The organism is Paenibacillus andongensis, assembly GCF_025369935.1.
GTDB lineage: Bacteria > Bacillota > Bacilli > Paenibacillales > NBRC-103111 > Paenibacillus_E > Paenibacillus_E andongensis.
The window spans coordinates 1,921,687-1,943,842 of record NZ_CP104467.1 but is presented as its reverse complement, the minus strand read 5'-3'; the positions used below and the strand labels follow the sequence as shown (position 1 = coordinate 1,943,842).

The 22,156-nt window shown below is 46.0% G+C and carries 22 protein-coding genes and 1 other annotated feature; of the genes, 2 read left to right on the top strand and 20 right to left on the bottom strand.

Annotated elements, in window-relative coordinates:
• Positions 1–2: 2 nt before the first annotated feature.
• From NYR53_RS08980 to NYR53_RS08960, 5 genes are all read right to left on the bottom strand, one after another.
• Positions 3–2,201, bottom strand: a complete 2,199-nt coding sequence (locus NYR53_RS08980) for a SpoIID/LytB domain-containing protein (RefSeq protein WP_261304851.1) — start codon at positions 2,199–2,201, stop codon at positions 3–5.
• A gap of 696 nt (positions 2,202–2,897) precedes the next feature.
• Positions 2,898–3,905: a Holliday junction branch migration DNA helicase RuvB gene (gene ruvB, locus NYR53_RS08975; RefSeq protein WP_056836283.1), complete on the bottom strand. Its 1,008-nt coding sequence runs from the start codon at positions 3,903–3,905 to the stop codon at positions 2,898–2,900.
• A 76-nt stretch (positions 3,906–3,981) separates the two neighbouring features.
• On the bottom strand, positions 3,982–4,611 hold the full coding sequence (gene ruvA, locus NYR53_RS08970) for a Holliday junction branch migration protein RuvA (protein WP_261304850.1): 630 nt from the start codon (positions 4,609–4,611) through the stop codon (positions 3,982–3,984).
• Positions 4,608–5,111, bottom strand: a complete 504-nt coding sequence (ruvC, locus tag NYR53_RS08965) for a crossover junction endodeoxyribonuclease RuvC (protein WP_029194685.1) — start codon at positions 5,109–5,111, stop codon at positions 4,608–4,610. The genes ruvA and ruvC overlap by 4 nt, the downstream gene beginning before the upstream one ends.
• 128 nt (positions 5,112–5,239) lie before the next feature.
• Positions 5,240–5,893, bottom strand: a complete 654-nt coding sequence (locus NYR53_RS08960) for a BofC C-terminal domain-containing protein (protein WP_261304849.1) — start codon at positions 5,891–5,893, stop codon at positions 5,240–5,242.
• A gap of 541 nt (positions 5,894–6,434) precedes the next feature.
• On the opposite strand from NYR53_RS08960, the gene sigW reads away from it, so the two are divergent.
• On the top strand, positions 6,435–7,046 hold the full coding sequence (gene sigW / locus NYR53_RS08955) for an RNA polymerase sigma factor SigW (RefSeq protein WP_261304848.1): 612 nt from the start codon (positions 6,435–6,437) through the stop codon (positions 7,044–7,046).
• A gap of 72 nt (positions 7,047–7,118) precedes the next feature.
• Here the strand turns inward: sigW and NYR53_RS08950 are convergent, their stop codons facing one another.
• From NYR53_RS08950 to NYR53_RS08930, 5 genes are all read right to left on the bottom strand, one after another.
• Positions 7,119–8,426: a LysM peptidoglycan-binding domain-containing protein gene (locus NYR53_RS08950; protein ID WP_261304847.1), complete on the bottom strand. Its 1,308-nt coding sequence runs from the start codon at positions 8,424–8,426 to the stop codon at positions 7,119–7,121.
• Positions 8,427–8,655: 229 nt separating this feature from the next.
• Complete coding sequence (gene pheA, locus NYR53_RS08945; protein ID WP_261304846.1) at positions 8,656–9,519, bottom strand: prephenate dehydratase; 864 nt, start codon at positions 9,517–9,519, stop codon at positions 8,656–8,658.
• Positions 9,516–10,493, bottom strand: coding sequence for a homoserine kinase (gene thrB, locus NYR53_RS08940; protein WP_261304845.1), 978 nt, complete (start codon positions 10,491–10,493; stop codon positions 9,516–9,518). The genes pheA and thrB overlap by 4 nt, the downstream gene beginning before the upstream one ends.
• Positions 10,494–10,520: 27 nt before the next feature.
• A complete protein-coding gene (locus NYR53_RS08935; RefSeq protein ID WP_261304844.1) occupies positions 10,521–11,807 on the bottom strand; it encodes a homoserine dehydrogenase in 1,287 nt (428 codons plus the stop codon).
• A 31-nt stretch (positions 11,808–11,838) separates the two neighbouring features.
• Positions 11,839–12,321, bottom strand: coding sequence for an ACT domain-containing protein (locus NYR53_RS08930; RefSeq protein WP_261304843.1), 483 nt, complete (start codon positions 12,319–12,321; stop codon positions 11,839–11,841).
• Between the two features lie 167 nt (positions 12,322–12,488).
• On the opposite strand from NYR53_RS08930, the gene NYR53_RS08925 reads away from it, so the two are divergent.
• Positions 12,489–12,998 carry an NUDIX domain-containing protein gene (locus NYR53_RS08925; protein ID WP_261304842.1) on the top strand — a complete coding sequence of 170 codons (510 nt, stop codon included), beginning with the start codon at positions 12,489–12,491 and terminating at the stop codon, positions 12,996–12,998.
• A 173-nt stretch (positions 12,999–13,171) separates the two neighbouring features.
• Here NYR53_RS08925 and NYR53_RS08920 read toward each other — a convergent pair whose 3' ends face one another.
• From NYR53_RS08920 to NYR53_RS08875, 10 genes are all read right to left on the bottom strand, one after another.
• On the bottom strand, positions 13,172–13,960 hold the full coding sequence (locus NYR53_RS08920) for a C40 family peptidase (RefSeq protein WP_261304841.1): 789 nt from the start codon (positions 13,958–13,960) through the stop codon (positions 13,172–13,174).
• 231 nt (positions 13,961–14,191) lie between these two features.
• On the bottom strand, positions 14,192–15,265 hold the full coding sequence (locus tag NYR53_RS08915; RefSeq protein ID WP_261304840.1) for an anthranilate phosphoribosyltransferase: 1,074 nt from the start codon (positions 15,263–15,265) through the stop codon (positions 14,192–14,194).
• A 407-nt stretch (positions 15,266–15,672) separates the two neighbouring features.
• The gene (obgE, locus tag NYR53_RS08910) at positions 15,673–16,974 is read right to left on the bottom strand and encodes a GTPase ObgE (protein WP_261304839.1); all 1,302 of its coding nucleotides are present in this window, start codon (positions 16,972–16,974) and stop codon (positions 15,673–15,675) included.
• Positions 16,975–17,026: 52 nt separating this feature from the next.
• Entirely contained in the window at positions 17,027–17,782 is a 756-nt protein-coding gene (locus NYR53_RS08905) for a Spo0B domain-containing protein (RefSeq protein ID WP_261304838.1), read from the bottom strand.
• 230 nt (positions 17,783–18,012) lie between these two features.
• On the bottom strand, positions 18,013–18,324 hold the full coding sequence (rpmA, locus tag NYR53_RS08900; RefSeq protein ID WP_029194675.1) for a 50S ribosomal protein L27: 312 nt from the start codon (positions 18,322–18,324) through the stop codon (positions 18,013–18,015).
• Between the two features lie 4 nt (positions 18,325–18,328).
• Complete coding sequence (locus NYR53_RS08895; protein WP_029194674.1) at positions 18,329–18,682, bottom strand: ribosomal-processing cysteine protease Prp; 354 nt, start codon at positions 18,680–18,682, stop codon at positions 18,329–18,331.
• Positions 18,683–18,693: 11 nt separating this feature from the next.
• Positions 18,694–19,005 carry a 50S ribosomal protein L21 gene (rplU, locus tag NYR53_RS08890; RefSeq protein ID WP_029194673.1) on the bottom strand — a complete coding sequence of 104 codons (312 nt, stop codon included), beginning with the start codon at positions 19,003–19,005 and terminating at the stop codon, positions 18,694–18,696.
• A 12-nt stretch (positions 19,006–19,017) separates the two neighbouring features.
• Positions 19,018–19,105: a sequence feature (ribosomal protein L21 leader region), on the bottom strand.
• Positions 19,106–19,157: 52 nt separating this feature from the next.
• Complete coding sequence (locus tag NYR53_RS08885) at positions 19,158–20,321, bottom strand: Rne/Rng family ribonuclease (protein ID WP_261304837.1); 1,164 nt, start codon at positions 20,319–20,321, stop codon at positions 19,158–19,160.
• A 23-nt stretch (positions 20,322–20,344) separates the two neighbouring features.
• The gene (locus NYR53_RS08880; RefSeq protein WP_261304836.1) at positions 20,345–21,220 is read right to left on the bottom strand and encodes a M50 family metallopeptidase; all 876 of its coding nucleotides are present in this window, start codon (positions 21,218–21,220) and stop codon (positions 20,345–20,347) included.
• Positions 21,213–22,106: a M23 family metallopeptidase gene (locus NYR53_RS08875; protein WP_261304835.1), complete on the bottom strand. Its 894-nt coding sequence runs from the start codon at positions 22,104–22,106 to the stop codon at positions 21,213–21,215. Before NYR53_RS08875 ends, NYR53_RS08880 begins: the two co-directional genes overlap by 8 nt.
• Positions 22,107–22,156 lie beyond the last annotated feature (50 nt).

The window sequence follows — 22,156 nt, the reverse complement described above, 5'->3', positions numbered from 1 at the left end:
ATTCATTCCTTAGTTATGTTGACTCCAGCATAGTAAGTCTGAAGTATTTTCTTATAATCATAGCCTAATTCGGCATAGCCTCTTGCACCCCATTGAGACATGCCAAGTCCGTGTCCAAAGCCTGTTCCACGGAAAATGAACTGATTGCCTTGACCTGCCGTTTGCGGATTTGGAGGGGTCACTGGGGCTACCGACGAAGACACTGGTTTCGACTGTCCCGCTGTACCTAAAGCCGTTAAATCGGTTATCTTCAAGGCTGTAGGCTGTGACTGACCACCAGACAACACATAAACCGAATCAGAGCCAGCACTACTTGTCTCACTACTTTCTGCACCAGCAATAGCTAGGCCACTAGGAGCTGGGGTATTACCAGTATAACTTCCTGCTTGTACAATTTCAAACCGGGTGCTGGGTAATCCCCCAAGTGCCGTACGTAACGCATCGGGATAAGGTACCTTCACCACAACTCCGTTCGCTTTAAGTTCGGTCACCCTTCCTGAAGGCCCTCGCTTCGATATTTCAAGTGATTGCAGATCTCCGCTTACAACTACATCTGCTGCGGCTAATTTACTTTTAATCTCATTTGCTGTGTATGGACCTCTAATCCAAGAATAGGCATTCGATTCTTTTTCTTGGCCTAGTACTAACACTTTCTCTTTATTGGAAAGCCCCGCAATTGGAGGATTAGCCGCATTATCTACATACGGTGCCGTGCGGACATTCACACCTTGTTCCGTGGCCTCGTAGTAAGACGCGCCTTCTTTCCCCTTCTGGCCCGTGTCTTTGAGGTACATGCTGTGCACGTAGCCCGTTCGACCATCGGATAACTGAATGCGATACCAGATGGCTTTCCCTTTTTCAGCACCATCGTCAGGGCTTGGCACACTGCGCAAATAGGCTGATGGATTCCCCCATACTTCAGAGGGATCCGCTGTCATCCCGCCTGAATTCGAAGAAAATACAGGTGAAATCAGTCCATTTTTATCTGATATTACTTCGTCCTTCGTAGCATCAACAGCTTGTATTCCCGCATCAAATTCCTTTTGAATCCCAAAGTAAGCCTGATCTAACGTTGTATCCGTAACGTGTGCAATCTCATACCTATTCCCTTGTTTGATCGCAAACGTACGGGCAGCTACTGCTTGTGCCTTCAACGCCTCTGATGGCCAACCTGAACTAAGCTCCGAGCCCACGACAGCATATAAATATTGCTCCATCGGCACTTCATTCACCAAAGCTAACCTGCCATGATAGGTACTGATCTCCATGTCTCCGCGGTAACTTCGGTCAGCACGCTCCTTGACTGCAATTCCCTGACTCTTCGGATGAATCACCGTCTTTTGATCCCCTGCTGCCGCAGCATAATGAGGCACGGAAATGGAGCCATTGGAGGAAGCCGTTACATCCGACCTGCGAAGCAAATAGGATAATTTTGTATTCACGGGTTGTAAAGGCAAATTGGGAGTCGCTCGTAATGCTGCCTGTTTGACAGCTTCTAATTGTCCAGAATTAGCTTCATTACCAACCCATACGCTATAGGTTAGTTTACCCGCCACATCTTCTTGCATTGCAATATCTGCATCCAGTCCTGCTTGGTTAAACACAAGCACCTGCTGCAAAGCTGATGACTCATCAGCATACGTACCCGCACTCCAATGCAGCGGGCCTTTAACTACAGGGGGAACCGTTTTCGTTAACGCCGCAACAGTTGTATCTTTAAGCGCTTGCGCCGCTGCGCCCTCGGCTTCTTCCTTAGAAGGGAAGCTGCCGTAATAAACTTGGTACAAAGTTCTGCCTTGTTTCACTCTACTTAACACATAACTATCTTCCGGCATCGCAGCTAATTTAGCATATAAAGCTTTGGCTGATGTGTAGTCCATCGTTTCGAGCATAATCATACTATACTGATCAATCGACATGCGAATCGAAGCATCCGGAATCGAGACCCACGGTTTAGCAGCAGTACCGGCTGAATTACGTACAGCAATATCCAGTCCGCCAGATGCCGTAAGGGTAACTACAGGCTCTACTTTCTTATATTTCGTCGAATCTATCAAAAGTGCAACACGAATCTGATCCAAATGTTTGATCCCCTCTGCATTTGCATGGGGCTCTAGCGCAGGGAATGTTCCAAAGGTCAAAGCAGCCGTCGTTATCAACGCTAATCTCTTAGGGGTAAGCAGCTTATTTCTCCAATTCATTCGACACGTTTTCCTTTCTTTCGCAGCATTCTACTAAGTTAGACTCTAAGAATTGGAAGAAGTTTTGTTTGATAGAATTTTAATAGGCAAAAAAAATAACCATAAACCATCCCTATGTGAAAAAATTCTTTAGCTAAGCTTATAGGACTTGGGCTTGGGAGGTTACCAATGTTGTAGTTGTTTCTACAACATTTCACACGCCTAAAGGCTATTTTGCCTGTTGAAGTTGCAGTTTGTACAACATTTCTACCCCATTTGTTGCGAAATGGCTTTTATTGGGCCTTATTGTTGTACATGATGCAACAATGAAGGGAGAGAGGCGAGATCTGGGCAGAAATTGTTGCACTTTCTGCAACATCATTCAACCGAGAATATGGATTCATTTCATCCAGCAACTTCAAATATTGAATATATGATGATGAATTCCAAATTTAAGCCACCTCATTGGTGAACGAGATAAGATGAATGAATCGACAGTCTCGTTTGTACTTCCACTACCTAGGGAAAACAAAGAAACTTTCTTTTATCACAAAAGTTTAGGCCGAAAAACTTTCTTGCACTGCAATACTCAACTGAAGCAAAATACCACTTTTGTACCTCTAAGCTCGACGGCAAAAACACTCCCTAGCACAGCACAACTCGACTGAAACAAAAAAATCTTTTGCCCGCCTTTCAGCTGCGACAAAAGATCACGAATTACCGTTGTTCCGGCACCGGTAAACCTAAATGATGATAGGCCTGAGGTGTTACCATCCGGCCTCTTGGGGTACGCTGCAAGAATCCAATTTGCAGCAAATAAGGCTCGTAGACGTCTTCAATCGTCTGACTCTCTTCACCGATGGTGGCGGCAATCGTTTCGAGCCCGACTGGGCCGCCCTGGAAGCTTTGAATGATGGCGCGCAGCATCTTATGATCAATCTCATCAAGTCCAAGGTCATCGACCTGAATGAGCTTGAGTGCCTCTTTGGCGATGTCCAGCGTGATAATGCCATCGCCTTTCACTTGCGCGAAGTCGCGAACCCGCTTCAGCAAGCGGTTCGCGATTCGCGGTGTTCCCCGCGAGCGCATGCCGATCTCGCGCGCAGCTTCACCGACGATGCCGACCTGCAGGATGTCGGCCGTTCGGCTGACGATGTAGGTGAGCTCCTCCACCGTATAAAACTCCAGCCGACTGACGACCCCGAAACGGTCGCGCAGCGGCGCAGAAAGCAATCCGACGCGTGTCGTCGCGCCGATCATGGTAAACGCCGGCAAGTCCAGACGCACCGAGCGCGCGCTCGGCCCCTTGCCGATGATAATATCAAGGGCAAAGTCCTCCATCGCCGGATACAACACCTCTTCCACCGTACGGTGGAGGCGGTGAATTTCGTCGATGAAGAGCACATCGCCCTCCTGTAAATTCGTCAGGATGGCAGCCAAATCACCCGGCCGCTCGATCGCAGGGCCGGAGGTCGTTCTGATATTCACGCCAAGCTCGTTGGCGATGATGTTGGACAGCGTCGTTTTGCCGAGCCCGGGCGGTCCATAAAGCAGCACATGATCAAGCGCTTCCTTACGCAGCTTGGCAGCTTCTATATAGATTTTGAGGTTCTCCTTCGCCTGCTTCTGGCCGATATATTCGGCCAAATAACGAGGACGTAGGCTGTACTCAATCGTGTTGTCCTCCATCATTAAATTAGCCGATATAATCCGGTCATTGTCCATGTTGATCCTCCTAAAAGTTTTGCTTTAGCAAAACGAACTCTATAAGAATTGGCTAAGTCAGCCCAATCCTCTTTCACTACATCGTATACAAAGCTTGCAGCGCAAGCTTCATCAACACATCAACAGAATCCGACGGATTCGCTTTTGGCTTCACTTGCAACCAAGCACGATCAGCTTCAGCTTCCGTGTAGCCAAGCGTCATCAACGCTTCCTTCGCTTCGCTCCAGGCATGACCGCCGTCGCTAAGCTGCGCCGATCCGACCACGCTTAAGGCTACCGCAGCTTCCGGGCTTGAGAAGCTTACCGAACCCAATTTGTCCTTCAGATCCAAAATAATCCGCTGCGCAGTCTTCTTTCCGATGCCGGGAAGCTTGGTTAAGAAGGCCAGATTCTCCTGGCTAATTGCCAGAATCACAGCCTCTGGTCTTCCACCTGCAGCAAGAATCCCCAGCGCAACCTTTGGGCCAATTCCCGTTACATCGAGCAATAAGCGGAACAAAGACTGCTCATCCCGTGAAATAAAACCGAATAGCAAGTGAGCATCTTCACGCACATGATAATGAATGAACATTGTCACGTCTTCACCTTCTTTATGCGGCAGCGCAAAGGGATTCGGGCAGAATACACGATACCCTACGCCATTCACATCCAGCACAGCATAGTCGCTCTCACGCAGCGCAACTTTTCCTCTTAAGAAATCTATCATCGTTTCCCGACCTCATTTATCCTAGATTGCAAAGCCGAAGAATGCGCATGACAAATAGCAATCGCAAGCGCATCCGCCACATCATCAGGTTTAGGTATTTGCGATAGTTTAAGTAAAATTTTGACCATTTCCTGCACTTGATGTTTCTCGGCATTCCCGTAGCCGACTACGGATTGTTTGACTTGAAGCGGTGTATATTCAGCAATTGGCAACCCAGCCTGGACACCCGCAAGAATCATGACCCCCCGCGCTTGTCCTACAGTGAATGCCGTCGTCACATTCCGATTAAAGAACAATTTCTCTATCGACATCGCGTCCGGTTTATATTTCTCTATTAATTGCGTCGTAGCATCATAGACATCTTTCAGCCTGATCCCAGGATCCGTATGTGCTTCGGTTTGAATTGAACCATACTGCACAGGAATGAGCTTACTTCCGATCTTATCAATAAAGCCAAAACCAACAATCGCGATCCCCGGATCAATACCTAGAATACGCAAAGCAATTCTCTCCCATCTTTTAAAAAAGCGAACATATGTAGTCATTTCATTATAGCAGATAACAAAAAAAAGAGATAGACTCAGGAAACTCCCGATCTACCTCTTCCGTACATCTTACTATCACCTAATCAAGGACTTGTCATGGCCCGTTCAGCCTCTTGAGGCGGCATGGCATAATCGCTGAAAGTTGATAATACGCTATTATACTCCTCCAAATCAGTGACGCGGATCCCCTCATGGAGCTGCTCCACCGTTTCGCGTGGAAGACTGCTTTCTAAATGCTTAATATTCAATTGAAAAAATGTTCGAATCACATTATCCTTGGCTGGCGTTCCATTAAATAGCGACAGATTACTGCTGCCGTCAATGCCGAATACCGCCTTTTCCTTGCATGCCGGCGATAAATCATCAATATTTTCGGTAAAAGTGACCTCTCCATTCGCCCCTATGCTCAGCAACCAGTTTGGGTGCTTCATTTGCATTTTCAATAATTCTTGAGGGGTCTGCAGGCCCAACTGACTGCGCTCTTCGCCACAAACATAAGTCTTAAGCAAATAGCTTTGCCTGCTGTCCGTTATACTTTTCAGCGTTGCCGTCGCTTCTTGAAGACGTTGATCGTCCACCGGTGTAAGACCGGCAAAGGTCGATCTAACTGCTCCACCAGGGCTATCACCAGCACTTAGAAGGCTCCCAGTTGCATATAATATATAGCTAACCATAACGACAGCAAAGAACATTCCTAAAGTCAACCAACTACGTTTCCAGCGCAGTTTTCTTTTCAAATGCTTCAAAAATTGTCGTACATTCACCGATATCCCCTTCTATTCTCGTTTTTCCGTATTGTTTCCATTTGCATGTGACACTATACATCATTTACCATAGAGGGAGAATATGAAACCAATCAAGACGGACGGTGAAGCCCAATCATGAAAGGTAGAAAACGAATCAAACGTACAACACTCCTAATTATAGGAGTTGTCCTATTATGGGGGGCAGTCGCCATTTGGAATGAAGTACAAAAAAATAAGTCAGGTGTAACCTCACCACGCTCAACTTCAGCCTCCTATCCAACTCCAGCACAGAAAAGTCACCAAACTTCCATGAATTCGGTAACAAATGGGTATAAAATGAGCTCTCCCTAGCTTTAAAATTTGACTGTAGCCACAAAAATGATATAGTCAGAAGTAGATGAAATATTCACATACTTAATCAGGGAAACCGATATATATTTGAATCAGAGAGACTTTGAGCTACGCTCAAAGATCCCAAATCAGAGAGACTTTGAGCTACGCTCAAAGATCCCTATATTAGGAGGGGAACAGCATGAATGTGGCAGAACTTCAATTAATTCAATTATCCAGACGGGGCGACCGCAACGCTTTCGTGGAGCTAGTCGAGTTATACCGTAACAAAATACAGAAACTTGCTTTTCGTATGCTTCATAACAGACCAGATTCAGAGGACATTGTTCAAGAAACATTTATCCGTGTTTATTTGAACCTAAACCACTTTGATGAGAGTCAGAACTTCTCTACTTGGATTTATCGAATTGGTAAAAATGTCGCCATTGACTTGCTGCGCAAAAAAAGACCTGTTCAATCCTTAGATGCCGAGTTGAACGATTATGACGATGATTACAGCTATTACAGTAAGCTTGCAAGTCAAGATCAGTCGCCTGAGCACGTTGTTCTCCAAACAGAAGTTCAAGAGCATATGCATACATCCATTAATAAATTAGCTGACAAATATAGAAGTATCATTACGCTTTACTACCTGGAAGAGCTCTCCCTTCAGGAAATAAGCGAAAAACTGAACTTGCCGATTACAACAGTGAAAACTCGTTTACACCGCGGACGTGAATTGCTTCGCAAAAAATGGGGCATGAATTTCGTTATCGGTTTAATGACTTTTTTCACATTGGGTATGATTGCCTAATCCATAGCATAACGAAACTAAGAAGCCTCCTATTCCACAAATCCTGTGGTTTAGGAGGCTTCTTGTTCATTTTCAGAAGTTAATCCAAGGTGCGTTTTGCTTGGCGTCCCGCTTTTCAGAAGCTCTCTGCTGCCGTTTCAAGAAAGCGTTGAGTGCTCCTGTACCTGACAATTTCACTTTTTTTGAAGAACTGCCGCTGCTTGACCTATCTGCTTTTTTATCGGAACGGATGTCAATTTCAACAACTTCTTCTGTATCTGTCTCTTCCGCAAGCTCATGCGTGTGGACTTGTGGCATAATAGGTGACTCATATGGAGCTTGATAATGAGCTCCAGCATAAGGAATCCCATAAGGATCATATGGATTATGCCCAGTATGATGCATCTCAAAGGGAGCCTGCGCCTGCTGGAAGTCATACGGATTATGTGCAGTATGCTGCATGTCATAAGGAGATGCTGGTGGAAATAACCCAGGAACTGTAGGGAAGCCATGCTGATAACCATCCCACGGACTTTCTACTGTTCCGGTTGGATAACCCGCCGGGAATGTCGTCCATGGGTGTTCCATCATCGATTGGCCACCGCAGCCACAACCATCTTGACTCATTGGATAGGAGGTTGGCTCTGCATGATACGGAAATTGCTCATATGGAGACTGCTGATACGGTGAAAAAGCCGGATATTCTGGTACCTCCTGTTGCTCGGAACCTGGATAGGCAAATACCTCAGTCGCTTTAATGTGAAACTGCTTGAAGGGATGGACCGCTTGCTGCTCGTAGGGTGTTTGGAGACCTATAACCCCAACTTCAGGTGCTGGAATGACTGGTACAGAGGTCATAGGCGAAGGTACAAACGGTTCCTCAGCCTGCGGCATTGATTCTACAAATGGCGCAGGCGGCGTTTGACTTATCGGTTCTTCTGCAATGGGCATAAATGGTTGCTGATGTGAATCTGCAACAGGCCACTGCTGAGCTGATGGGACTTGAGCAAATGGTACTGTCGATGGCTTAGTCACCGATAAAGGCGTAACTCCTACATGTTCATGATGCATCTTGGGCACATAAACAATTTCTCCCGTCATTAGGACATTAGGATTCTTCAGTTGAGGATTCGCCTTAATCATCTCTTGAAGGGGTACATCCCAAGCCTTACCCAGTTTCCATAAGCTATCCCCTTGCTCCACAACGTGTTTATAAACGTAATCTGAAGCAGGTGGACCTACTGGTTTCGGTTTGGAGGGTATTTTCACCTTCATCCCGATGTCAAGATGGTCCGGTTGTTCAATTTGCGGATTAAGTGCGATCACTTCGTCCAACGTGGTTTGATATTTTTTCGCAAGCTCGTACAGGGTATCGCCCTTTTTGACAATGTGGATTTTCAACACCATACCTCCTTAGAGTTTTCGTTAGAAAACTTGCTTCGTAAGCATAGACTCGAGTATTCGTTAGAAAACTTGCTTGGTAAGCACAATCTCGAGTTCTCGCAAGAAAACTTGCTTCGTAAGCATTCGCTTAGTCACAATGATATTACAGTTTATGCAGGTTCCTAGGCTTTTGCCCCTTTTGGACAAAAAAAATCCCTCGCGTAATGAACGCAAGGGAAGAACGGTATTAACTCGTGTATGAATAACTCGGATAGCAACCCAAAATTCGTACCTGACAGCCAATCGCTTCAATCTCCTGAATGGCAGATGGCAGGAGAACGGAATCCAGGGAACCAACAATATCGATATAGAAATAATAATTACCAAGTTTCTTCTTTGTCGGCTTGGATTCAATCTTCGAAAGATTTATTCTGCGCCAAGCGAAGGCAGAGAGCACCTGATGAAGCGCACCCGGGTAATCTTCTGGCAGCGTGACAAGAATGGTTGTTTTCATGTTTTCCGAGGACTTCAGCTCTGACGCTTCGGTACCAACAAGCAGAAACCGGGTCATGTTGTCTTTATGATCCTGTATTTCTCTTTGCAGCATAGGAACACCATAATTTGTAGATGCAATAGCCGTTCCGATAGCAGCCACGGTAGGGTCCTGCAGCGTCGATACAATACGTACTCCCTCTGCCGTGGTGCTTATTTGCTCAAACTCTGCTTCGCTCAAATACTGCTTCATAAATCTACTGCACTGTGCAGGGACGACTTGATGAGATAGCACCTTGCGAATATGTCCGTAGGGGTTCGAAGCTTCCGTTTGTCCGTCAGGGTTCGGATACCCGATGAGATTCATATCAATGGGAAAAACCCATTCTGCCCGAATGGGCAGATCAACCTCATGAACAAGCCAGTCGACATGTAAATGAACAGAACCTTCAAGCGTATTTTCAATGGGAATGACTCCTAATTCCGTTTCGCCTGACGCTGTTGCATTGAACACTTCTGAAATTAGCTTGTATGAAACGTAAGTAAAATCTTCACCCAAAAAATGACGGGTGGCTTCTTCCGAAAAGGTACTTGGTCCTAAGATGGCAACCCGCTTCATGCAAGAACCTCCCCTTCAACGAGGGATAACAGATCCCCGTCACCTTCTTGTAACAGAACGGTCGCCACGCCTTCTCCGCTCGGCTTTAACCAAAGCGTCTCCGCCTCAATCCCTTCCTTAGCAAGCGTACCCTTCAGGAATGCCTCCAGCTCCTCTTTCTGGCCGCTTCGTGCATCCACTAGCGCAAGCATCGTCGGTCCAGCTCCGCTGAGTGCAACCCCGAGCGCACCATGATTCTCCGCTTGCTCAAGCAACGTCTTCATGCCCGGAATGAGTTCTGCACGGTAAGGCTGATGCAGCGCGTCCTTCATGGCATGACGGATCATTCCCAGGTTGCCTGTGCTTAGCGCGGCAACAAGCAAAGATGAATGGCTGAGGTTGAACACCGCATCCTTCATGGGTACTTGCTTCGGCATGACACTTCTCGCCTTCTCTGTAGCAAGCTGGAACGCTGGTATAGCCACCAGCACTTCCAAATTCGCGTCCGGCTCAATTCGTATAGATTCGGCTTTCTCTCCGTCCCAGAACGCAACCACGATCCCGCCGAACAAGCTGGCCCCGACATTGTCCGGGTGCTTCTCCAAACGGCTCGCGATTTGGAACAGCTCATACTGTGTGAGCTTGTTCCCGATTAGGGCATTGGCGCCGGCTAGCGCACCAACAATGGCTGACGCGCTGCTCCCCAGACCGCGTGTGAGTGGAATATCGCTGTACATGGAAATGGCCAGCTCAGGGTGAGATACGCCCGCCTGTTCAAACACCATCTGCGCGACTTTATAAATTAAATTGGACTTGTCCGTTGGAATTCCGTTCATCTGATCGCCGATTAAGTGAATCGTCGTTTCATTCGAAATCGCCATGTCAATCCAAGCATATAAGTTCAAGGCCATCCCCAGTGAGTCAAAGCCAGGACCTAAGTTTGCCGTGCTTGCCGGCACTTTCACTCTTACCTTTTTCACTGCCTTATAACTCATTTCGAAATTGCGCCTCTTTTCAATAATTTAGCCTTCTACGCGATAGACGCTTTTGATGGCGTGAATAACATCCATAGATTCGAATTGTCTCAGCACATTTTTCATACTGGCTTGGTTCGCATCATGTGTGATAATAATAATTTCAGCCTTCGGATTGGTCTGGTTCGGATGCTGGAACACAGACTCCAAACTAACTTCGTGCTGAGCGAAAATTTGCGTAATTTGTGCAAGTACACCTGCTTTATCTTCAACATGCAGAAGAATAAAGTTTTTGGAAGCAATCTGTGCGTCCGTCTTCAGCTTCATTTCTTTGTATGGCGCTAGCACCGTACGTCCATTCACGCCCAGCCTTAAGTTGCGCACAACGGCAACCAAATCTGCTACGACAGAAGTTGCTGTAGGCAGCTCGCCTGCTCCAGCACCGTAGAACATCGTTTCGCCCACTGCTTCACCTGTTACATACACTGCATTAAATACACCATTAACGGAAGCAAGCGGATGCGAGTTTTTCACCATAGTAGGCTGTACACTCACAGAGATATGACCATCATGATTTTCAGCAATTCCAAGCAATTTCACTTCGTAGCCTAATTTTTTGCCATATAGAATATCTTCTTTGGATACTTTCGAAATGCCTTTCGCTTCAACATCACTCAGAGCGACATTTGCGTGGAAGCCAAGTGTTGATAAGATGGTCATTTTACGAGCTGCATCCAACCCCTCAACATCAGATGTCGGGTCTGCTTCTGCGTAGCCAAGATCCTGTGCTTCTTTCAAAACATCGGCATAAGCAGCGCCTTCTTGACTCATTTTAGTCAAAATGTAATTGGTTGTACCGTTCACGATACCCATAATCTTCGTAATACGGTCCGAGGAGAAGCCCTCTACGAGTGCGCGAATGATCGGAATACCGCCGGCAACACTAGCTTCGTAAAATACATCGCAGCCGTGTTCAGCTGCTTTTGCCAAGATTTCAGCGCCATGCATGGCCATAAGATCCTTATTCGCAGTTACGATGTGTTTGCCATTGCCTAGCGCAGTTAAAATATGCTCTTTGGTTGCAGCAACTCCGCCCATAACTTCAACGACAACATCAATTTCACTATCACCGATAACGTCCCATACTTGTTCAGTCAGTTTATCTGCATCCACGGAGATGTTGCGAAGCTTTGATTTATCTTGTACCAAAATTTTTGAAATTTCAATGGACGAGCCTGTTTGACGCTGTAAATCCTCTTGATGTCCTTCGATAATGCGGACTACACCAGTTCCTACTGTACCTAATCCGAGCAAACCAACCTTAATGGGTTTCATGTATGTTACCTCCTGAATATATTTATCTATTTTAACTGCCCTGACCGATGACCATGGCACGCTTGACCCCGTCTTGCGCTTGAAGTCGATTAAGCAATTGACGAATCTCTTCCCCCATGGAGGAGGTCTCTACCGAAATGACGACATTCGCCATACCCTGCAGAGGAATTGTCTGATGTATCGTTAATACATTCCCATCCAAATTAGCAATGAGAGCAAGTACACGAGACAGAATCCCGGACCGATGCTCCAAATCCATGGATATTGTGATAATGCGCTCTCGTTCCAGTTTGCTAAGAGGGTGAATACCATCCTTATACTTATAGAACGCGCTGCGGCTGAGCCCGACTTGTTCAACGGCATCGTGAATCGTCTTCACTTCTCCCCGTGCAAGCAATTCCTTAGCCTGAGCTGTCTTGAGTACTCCTTCTGGCAATATATCTTCCCGGACTAAGTAGTACCTCTCAGGACCGGTGTGCTTGATCGTTTGTAAAAACTCTTTGCTTTCCGGCACTTTACCGCCGTCCTCTCTGGAAAGACCAATGTTCCTCTATAGAGGACATTATATCGAATCATACGGATTGAAGCAATAGGCAATTCACATCTTATTCTTTCATCTTTTGCAGCACCTAACTTCACTATGATAAGCTGATAGTACTAGATTAGAAAGGGATCGCCTCCATGATTACATTACGCATGATGTCTACGGCTCTCCTATGGAACAGCCAGAATGAATTACTAATGATGAAACGCTCCTTAACGCGTTCACTATCACCAGGTTTATGGGCTGCTATTGGCGGTCACCTGGAGCCAAGTGAATTGAATAACCCGCGGGCAGCCTGTTTGCGCGAAGTGTGGGAGGAGACTGGCATTGAGCATGATGAAATCCAAGGGCTGCGCATGCAGTATGTTTTACTTCGATTGAATGGTCAAGAAATTCGCCAGCAATTTTTTTATATCGGAACGACAGATGTGAATCCGCGAATCGTTACACCCGAAGGGGATCTGCATTGGATTCCTAAAGATCAGGTGCTGGAGCGCCCAATCCCTTTTATTTTTCGATGTTTGCTTGAACATTATTTCAGCGTTGGCCTTACTGAGCACCCATGGGTAGGTTCGGCAGGCATTCAACTGGACACAGGTGAACCTACTATTCACTGGAACCCTTTAGTAGATCCCCTGCAGACTTAAAAAGTATGAGAAAACCTCTATCGAGGTCATTCAAGGATGAGCGACCGCGTTTAGAGGTAGGTTTTATCGCCAATAAGAAAGCGGTTTTCGGGAACCGAAAACTTATACTTTCTTATGTGGTAGCAAAAAAGGCAGACATCGATTTCTCGATGTCTGCCTTTTTGAATGGCTAGTTATAACGCACTGCCCCCAAATAAGAAACGATACTCCCAATGGCGATTCTCGATGGAATCAATCCGAACACCGCCGCTGTCCTTGGAGTATGTCGACAAGATTTGTCCATTTCCTAAGTAAATAGCCACATGTGTGATGGTCTGAGTAGACTTATTAATGCCGCTGTAATTCGATTGGCTTGTCCCTTTGTAGGACATGAAGAACATGAGATCGCCAGCCTTCAGATCGTGCCAATTTGTTTTGGCATGCCCGAGAGATTTCACATAATTCCCTTGGCTTCTAGAGTCACTTGGCAGCTTCTTTCCAATACCGTCCAAGAAAGCTTGTCGGACAAAATCAGAGCAATCAAACGTCCTTGTATTATCACGACTTGATCCGTATTCATAGGGCGTGCCTAGATACTTTTTACCCGCTGCAATAATTTTTTGAACATTTACACTTGTTGAAGCTCCAGAACTACTACCGGAACCACTATTCGAGTCGGAATCCCCAGGCGCTGTAACACCCGATGCTTGTATGTATTTGGCGCTTGTGCTTATGTAACCCTCGCGGCCGTCAGAAGCTTTTACTTTATACCACCAACTGTTCACTTTGGACAGAATGGTAACTTTCTCGCCTTCCTTCAGGTACCGGATACGCGTAGAATTCTCATTTGCACTTTGACGAAGACTGACACTGCTAATAATTTGACCTGTTGATGCGGCCGAAGCTTCTTTAGGTAAAGGAATTGTTACAGCACCAAAGATAAGGGCTGGAACAAGTACGAGGGTCAATAGTTGTTTTTTCATGATGTTTCCTCCTAGCATTTTGTGTTACAGAACGAGTCTCATTCACATCTTCTTCTATTTCACCAGGACCAAACTCCGAAAGTTGTTGTCCTTCATATCTATTCGTAATATCGGCCTCCTTTGGGTGGGTAAGATCACAATAATTTAGAAACTTACCTCTAATTCCTCTAGTTGATGGAAACAAAAAAAGCCTTCCTCTAGCTGAATACAAACCAGCACACAGGAAAGCCTTTATCCAATTTTGGCTGAGGAGTCACGGATTTTCGGATGATCTTGAAGCGTAAAGTGATGACTCTGATCCACCCAGCGCTGCATGACTTTGTTGGCTTCTTTTCTTTGCAGCAGCGATTCCGCTAATTGAAATCCTTCTTCATAACTACCCACTTTATCAAACCACATCAATCGAAGTCCCGTATTAAAAATGACATGATCACGTTCTCGCTTCAAATCCTCTGAATCTTCTCCAGCAATAATGCGCCGTACCATGGCAACCTGATCATCTTTACTTAAAGGCTGCAGGGGCTCACTCAGAAAACCAAATTTCTGCGGTTCAACCACTCGCGACTCATCTCCCCAGGGGGTTACGATCCTTATCGTACTGTTCTGGTAGATCGGCAGATCCTCGGATCCTTCAATCCCATTGACAATATACACATTTTGAAAACCAGATCGGATAGATATGGGAATCAGAGATTCCATCGCTTTCCGCTGATTGACGCCTATTATCATATTCATTGAACGTACGGGATTTATGACTTTCTCAACGGTATTCATCACGGTTCGCAATCCTAACTGCTCGCGAACCTGTTTCAGCTTCCCTAGCGGCGGACAAATCTGATCTGTGTGAAGAAATCCAATATGCAGGTGAAACAGCAACGTTTCCCATGCTTTCACTGACAAATCTATCGCAACACCGAAGCTTTCTAATAGTTCTTTCATTGCGGTCCCCTGTCTAGGCGGAAGCGAATCACCTCCATGCAGTACCTGAGAGAAACCCACTGAAGCAAGCAGAAGGCTAACAGGTAGTGTGATGGGAAAATATTGCCGGCCTTCCGTCGGTCCCGCACAATTGAGTGAATCCGCAAAAGTATGGAAATTCAAAGAGTAGCTGCGGAAAACATCAATGAAAGCCATCAGCTCTTCTTCAGCTTCCCCTTTCATACATAGGGCCATTAAGAAAGCTGCGCATTGAGCATCTGTAGAATCTCCTCTGGCCATCTCATGTGCTGCTTCTACAGCTTCCTCATAAGATAAATCACGTGACCCTTGCCTACCTGTTCCCATTGCTTGAATCCATCTTTTCATCAAAATCCTCCTTTCTCCTATATTCACAAGGTAGTCAATGTTATATTAAATGACATAAAATTATGCTAATTAGTGAAATCGTAATCCTTTTCTTTATTTGTGTCAAGTTTCATGACATATTATCGCGTTTAAATGTAAAAGAACGGCTTTCGCCGTCCTTAGGTAAGAGTATTTATTAAAGTTGAAGCAATGCATGCTGCAACTCGCAAGAAGTATTTGCTTTAGTAATTGTAGTTGTAGTCGCTTTAGTATTCGTTTACTTGTCCTTGCAGTGTTGTATTTTGGTCAACATTAGGCAAGCTAATCTGCGATTTCCACGACAACCAATAATCAAAACACAGAAATCAAAACACAGAAAAATTATACAAAAAAAACACTCATCCTGAGGATAAGTGTTTTTCATTATTCTAATGCTTCTCATCGAATTCGAAGTCAAAATCACCAATTTGGATCGTCTGTCCATGGACAGCTCCACGTTTACGCAATTCGTCATCGATTCCCATATTACGCAAAATTCGAGCAAAACGAGCAATGCCGTCCTGTGTGCTGAAATTCGTTCGCTTGATCAACTTCTCAATAGAAGGACTTTCAACAATGAATACATCGTTCTCTCGACGTATTGTGTAATCATTCTCCTCGCGTTTCTCGAAGCGATACACCTTACGCTCTTCTTTATCAGCTACGCCCTCAACTTCAGGAGCATTCGGGATACTTTCTACAATGTCCGAGATCTTGTAGAGAAGCTCCTGCACACCGCCTCGTGTCAAAGCAGAGATCGGATAAATCTCAAACTCTTTGCCATCTGCCGCCATCTGCTCTTTGAACAAAGCCAGATTGTCCTCTGCTTCCGGCATGTCCATCTTGTTGGCAACAACAATTTGCGGACGCTGCTCCAGCTTGGCATTATAGAGCTTAATTTCCTCATTAATCTTGAGGAAATCTTCGTAAGGATCGCGGCCGTCTGCAGCAGACATGTCCACGACATGAACAATCACTCGCGTCCGTTCTACGTGACGCAAGAACTCATGCCCAAGCCCCACGCCCTCGTGGGCCCCTTCAATAAGACCGGGAAGGTCCGCCATGACGAAGCTGCGTCCATCGCCAACATCCACAACCCCGAGGTTCGGGGTCAGGGTTGTAAAGTGATACGCCGCAATTTTCGGTTTTGCGGCAGAGACAACCGACAATAGCGTGGATTTTCCAACGCTTGGGAAGCCTACTAAGCCGACGTCGGCCATGACCTTCATCTCCAGCACAACCCAACGCTCCACGCCTTCCTCGCCGTTCTCAGCAATTTCTGGCGCTGTTACGCGCGCTGTTGCGAAGCGTGTGTTGCCCCGGCCACCTCGACCGCCTTTGGCCACGACAACCTCTTGACCATGACGCGTCAAGTCGGCAATAACCTCTTGCGTGTCATCGTCGATGATGGTTGTACCCGGCGGGATGCGTACAATCATATCCTCCGCATTAGCGCCATGCATGGACTTGTTACGGCCCTTCTCGCCGCGCTCCGCCTTAAAGTGCTTCTGATAGCGGAAATCCATCAATGTACGCAGACCCTCATCTACACGGAATACAACATCGCCGCCATTTCCTCCATCGCCACCTGCCGGTCCACCCTCTGGTACATATTTCTCACGGCGGAAAGCAACTAAACCGTCCCCACCGTCGCCACCTTTAACAAATATCTTCGCTTTATCAACAAACATTTCTACACCTCAACTAAGGAGAGACTTTGGTCTTGGACCAAAGATCCCTTTATTATGTACGAAACGGTAACCGTAATGTGATGACCGCTTCTTCCTCTTGCCATTCACTCTGCTCAAGTGAATAAGAATCCACTTTCGGAAGCAGGGTTGCCTTCACGGCCTTTTCAAGTTGCTCCCTGTTATAGGGGCCTTGATATACAAAATCAAGCAGTAAGCCATCTTCTTGAACATCAAATTCCAAGCTGAGTGTACCGCTTTCACCGTCACTTGCCGCAGCATGCTCTTGGACGCATTCCACGGTTTGACGAACCAATCTTTCGATGAGGCCGTCATGCAAAGGAAGTTGTCCAAGATTGATTTCTTGATCTAATTCAACTTCCAGCTCTAGTGATTTTGACTGGACGCGAAACAGCAACAAGAAAGCAATTAACGATGGAATACCTAACTTGGAGAGATTACTTTCCTGCTGCATAGTCATTTTTATTTTTTCCATATAGGGCTGTAAATTATCAAACTTCTTTAACTGAATATAACCAAACAAAATTTGGGTATCGTTCATCCAATCGTGACGTGAGCGATTTATAACTTGTATTAACTTCTGTTGAGACTGATGTTCCTGTTGACGGAGCTCTTGGCTCCATTTCTCTTCCAATCTACTCGCTTCCAACTTGAATGCAGTATAACCACTGATGACGACGATGAAAAATAATGCGCCCCTGACAATCCAGGGTTCCATAAACATCATTCCAGTCAATCCTATGAGCACAAGTGCTATTAAATATACTTGCGTACTACCTGCTCGTTTCATTCCCCGTTCGCTCCGTTCTCCCTGCTTTGTAACCGTTCATCCAGTATATCACGATGTACTAGCAAACTTCACCAAACAAATGAGAAAACCTCTGCTTTCGGTCATTCGAGATGAGTGACCGCTTTCTAAGATGAGAGACTTTGGCATCCGACCAAAGATCCCTATATAAGGCTTGTTCTGTAGTTAGAAAAAAATCCCTGGGCGGGCTTATCGCTCGCCAGGGATTCAAATTACGCTTCTAAAGCTGCAGCCACAGGAGCTACATCAACTGGGTATACGCTCACTTTTTTGCGATCGCGGCCCCAACGCTCGAATTTCACTACGCCTTGTACCAAAGCGAAAAGTGTATCATCCGAACCGATGCCTACGTTCGTTCCTGGGTGAATTTTCGTACCGCGTTGGCGGTAGAGAATGCTTCCAGCAGTAACGGTTTGACCGTCAGCACGTTTAGCGCCAAGGCGCTTAGAGTGTGAGTCACGTCCGTTCTTTGTGGAACCCACCCCTTTTTTGGAAGCGAAAAACTGGAGATCCAATTTCAACATGGTGTTATCCTCCTTTGTGATAGATTGTTTCAATCGTTATATAGTCACCGTAATTATCTGCAATGGTTTGTAGCATGACGACCATCGATTCAAGAATCAATTGGACTTTATTCCATGTCTCCGGAACAGATCGTGTACTCTCTGGAATGGTAACATCCATCAAGCCTCGTTCCATCTCGTGAATAGGAATCACACCCGTCAGCGATTCAATCGAATTATAAGTACCGAACGTTACCGCCGATACTGCAGCGCAGACCAAGTCTTTGCCAGGTACGTCATATTCAGCATGGCCTTCCACTACAAAAGATGAGATTTGAGGTGAATCCGGTGCAAGACGCTCTATGGTCACATAGATCATAAGGCTGCCTCTTACGCTTGGATTTTCTCAACTACTACTCTTGTGTACGGTTGACGATGACCTTGCTTTTTGTGATAGTTCTTTTTCGGCTTGTACTTATAAACGATGACTTTAGCGCCTTTGCCGTGTTTCTCCACTTTCGCGGAAACTGAAGCACCAGCAACCAATGGAGCACCTACTACTAAGCCGCTCTCTTTGGAAACCAAGAACACACGATCAAAAGAAACAACTTCACCTTCAGCTGCGTTCAATTTTTCGATGTAAAGAACATCGCCCTCTTGAACTTTGTACTGTTTACCACCTGTTTCAATAATTGCGTACATTTTCATTACCTCCTCATGTCTCAGACTCGCCTTGTCCAGGTGACGGTAGGATCAAATCCAAATCCGTGCTTAGACCCGATTCGTGCGGTTACAGCATGCCTAAACAACACACTCCGAGTATTATATCACAGAAACATTTTGTAATGCAATTATTATTTCCGCTTACGCGTCATCTCAAGCAGACCTAGCTTGGTCCAACCCACAATAATCGTTTTGGAGCGATCCTTACGCACGGCTTGTGTGATGTTCTCCATCACGGCTGCTCGATTTACTTCCGAACTCATGTCTATAAAATCAACAATAATAATGCCTCTTATATTACGAAGCCGCAGAAGCCTTGGAATTTCACTCGCCGCTTCTCGATTAATATCGGTAACTGTCTGTTCTAAATCAATGGATCCGGTGTACCTTCCCGTATTCACATCAATAACGGTAAGTGCTTCGGTTTGATCAATGACCAAATATCCGCCGCTAGGCAGCCAAATTTTACGTCTAAAGCTTTGATTCAGTTCTTCCGTGACACCAAATTGATCAAACAAAGGAATCTTGCGGTCATAAAAAGCTACGCGCCCTCGCCAACTCGGCTGCTGCTTTCGTAATAATTGTTTCATCTCTTCGTACACCTTGGCGTCATTGAGCCAAACTTCATGAACGTCATCTGTAATGACATCTCGGGCTAATCTTGGCAAAAGATCAAGATCCTGATACAGCTGTGCAGGTGCGTGTACCTCTTCCATTTTGGAGACAATGGCACTCCATAATTCTCGTAAATTTTGCAAATCATCACGAATCGCTTCTTCACTTTGACCAATAGCACCCGTTCGTATAATAACACCTTCACCAGGCAGCAAGCTGCCTTCAGCAAGCTGTTTGAGGCGCTGCCGTTCTGCGTCCAAATCAATTTTACGGGAGATTGCAATATAATCAGCGTCTGGCATGTAGACAATCCAGCGGCCAGCAATAGAAACATGTGTTGTTACTCTTGCACCTTTGGTACCTTGCGGATCCTTCGTCACCTGCACCATCAGCGTCTGACCGACTTCGGCGAGCTCCGTTATTGAAGGTTTAATCTTAGGCTGCTTGTCCAAGTGGACGGGTAGGAGGTCGTCTATATATAGAAAGGCATTCTTCGCAAGACCGATATCGACGAATGCCGCCTGCATGCCGGGAAGGACGTTGACGATGCGACCCATGTAGATGCTGCCTGCTCTTTGAGAATCAAGCGGATACTGCGTATCATACTCAACAAGTCGACTTTCTTCAAGCAATGCCGCTTGTGTAAGATCAGGTGCGCAGTGAATTATAAGTTGCTTCATACACGTTCACCTCAACAGTTATTTTACATGAAAAGATCGGAAACTGCACTCCCCGGTTTTTTCCCATCCAAATAACCGCTCACTAATTGCTGTTCCGGCAATACGGCTTGTATGCGCCCCGTTTCTCCTACGATATAGATTAAATGATATTTTTCCCTCATAAAAAGCTTCAATGTTTCCGCCATTGTGCGATGTCTCGTAATGATAATTGGCTGTGCTAATGTCCCGCGGCTCAAAAGCCTGCTCATTCGGGTTCCGCGCCCCATAAGAAAACGAAAAAAGTGATAGGGCAGCTGCCGATAGGCGTACCAATTGGATACAAGCAAGAAAATACCGATAACTAATATATTGAGCGGGAGGTGTCCGCTAATCAGTTGGATAATGGCTATTGCAATAATGGCCAAGCTTAATATCATACTGATCCAAGTTGTATATAAAATTGTGTTATGGTAGGACAATAAATACCCTAACAATGACTGCATCACTTTGCCGCCATCGAGCGGCATGACTGGAATGAGATTAAATAAGCCAATCATTATATTTGCCTCAATGAAATAATCCCACCAACTGCTTGCGCCCACGTCCACCCATTTCATCAGCAAAGCAATAAGAATCATCCATACATGCTGCAGCGGCCCAGCTAGGGAGACAATAAGTTCTTCACGCGTTGGAGCCGTTCCAAGCTCATCAACGATCAAGACTCCACCAAAAGGCAGAAGCTGCACTTCCCGCACCCTCCACCCAAAGCCGCTCGCCGCAGCCAAATGACCAAGCTCATGAACCAGTACGATGCCAAATAACGTAACGGCCTCCAGGAAGTAGCCTGTAATGGCAGAGCCAATCATAATGAGTGTAAATAGGGGGTGGAATCGGTACGTAGTTCCGGCCCATTTAATCAAAGCTGATCACATCCGATGGGTTGACGGGATGCCCGTCCTTCGTAACAGCAAAGTAAAGCGTCCCCTTTGCAGGATCCTTCTTGGAAGCCTTACCGACGGGTTCACCAACTTTCATCCAGTCGCCTACCTCAACACTGGCCTCACTCAATCCGCCATACAAGGATTGGAGACCTCCTGGATGGCGAATCACAATCGTTAAGCCCGTATCTGCAGCTACTCCGGAGAAGATGACCTGACCTGTATCCAGCGCATAAACCGGTGCAAATTCAATGGTGTTCAAATTAACTCCGATATGAGAAGTTCCGTCATATCGCGTAACAATGCTTCCCTTTGCTGGAGTGAAAAAGGTGCGCTTAGTGGCATTCACTTTAATGGCCTCATTCCCTTCCCGATTGAAGCTGGGAATGAACGAAGGTGACCCACCAAACTGATCGCTATACCAAGCGGACAGCGACGAGAAATCGTACGACTGTGTAAGCGAAGAGGTCACGAATTGCTTCCCTTTATTAGCCCAAGGCTGATTAAGCTGGAACATCCCGTACAGCGCTGCAAACAATACGCAGCTAATGAACAGCTTGACCGCAATCTTACGAGGCGAAGGCGGAGCTAATAACCCTCTTTCACCATCCCTCAAATAATCTCGCCCAACCAAAGCTGGGTCCATTAATAATTTTTGCTGCCATGCATACTCAGGATCTTCCATTCGCCGTTTCCATTCTGGATCCACATAGTGAGATATTTCGGAATGGTGATGTATAGGCAATGAACTCCCCCTATTTCGAGTGGGTATCATTGGACTTCCACTCCCGTTAGAAGGATCTGACGTTTCGCGCAAATTGCGAAGTCGTTCTATCCTCCGCTGTTTCACTTTATCTTTGACTTCCATGGAAGCCCCTCCCCATCGTTAACCTTTGTACAGCCTATGAGAAGAGGGAC

Coding starts and splice junctions, on each gene's coding strand:
- thrB (WP_261304845.1), bottom strand. CDS start 10,493: ATGAGTTATAAGGCAGTGAAAAAGGTAAGAGTGAAAGTGCCGGCAAGC.
- NYR53_RS08915 (WP_261304840.1), bottom strand. CDS start 15,265: ATGAAAAGATGGATTCAAGCAATGGGAACAGGTAGGCAAGGGTCACGT.
- NYR53_RS08980 (WP_261304851.1), bottom strand. CDS start 2,201: ATGAATTGGAGAAATAAGCTGCTTACCCCTAAGAGATTAGCGTTGATA.
- NYR53_RS08925 (WP_261304842.1), top strand. CDS start 12,489: ATGATTACATTACGCATGATGTCTACGGCTCTCCTATGGAACAGCCAG.
- ruvA (WP_261304850.1), bottom strand. CDS start 4,611: ATGATAGATTTCTTAAGAGGAAAAGTTGCGCTGCGTGAGAGCGACTAT.
- NYR53_RS08935 (WP_261304844.1), bottom strand. CDS start 11,807: ATGAAACCCATTAAGGTTGGTTTGCTCGGATTAGGTACAGTAGGAACT.
- rplU (WP_029194673.1), bottom strand. CDS start 19,005: ATGTACGCAATTATTGAAACAGGTGGTAAACAGTACAAAGTTCAAGAG.
- obgE (WP_261304839.1), bottom strand. CDS start 16,974: ATGTTTGTTGATAAAGCGAAGATATTTGTTAAAGGTGGCGACGGTGGG.
- NYR53_RS08875 (WP_261304835.1), bottom strand. CDS start 22,106: ATGGAAGTCAAAGATAAAGTGAAACAGCGGAGGATAGAACGACTTCGC.
- pheA (WP_261304846.1), bottom strand. CDS start 9,519: ATGAAGCGGGTTGCCATCTTAGGACCAAGTACCTTTTCGGAAGAAGCC.
- sigW (WP_261304848.1), top strand. CDS start 6,435: ATGAATGTGGCAGAACTTCAATTAATTCAATTATCCAGACGGGGCGAC.
- ruvB (WP_056836283.1), bottom strand. CDS start 3,905: ATGGACAATGACCGGATTATATCGGCTAATTTAATGATGGAGGACAAC.
- rpmA (WP_029194675.1), bottom strand. CDS start 18,324: ATGTTGAAATTGGATCTCCAGTTTTTCGCTTCCAAAAAAGGGGTGGGT.
- NYR53_RS08895 (WP_029194674.1), bottom strand. CDS start 18,682: ATGATCTATGTGACCATAGAGCGTCTTGCACCGGATTCACCTCAAATC.
- NYR53_RS08920 (WP_261304841.1), bottom strand. CDS start 13,960: ATGAAAAAACAACTATTGACCCTCGTACTTGTTCCAGCCCTTATCTTT.
- NYR53_RS08885 (WP_261304837.1), bottom strand. CDS start 20,321: ATGAAGCAACTTATAATTCACTGCGCACCTGATCTTACACAAGCGGCA.
- NYR53_RS08905 (WP_261304838.1), bottom strand. CDS start 17,782: ATGAAACGAGCAGGTAGTACGCAAGTATATTTAATAGCACTTGTGCTC.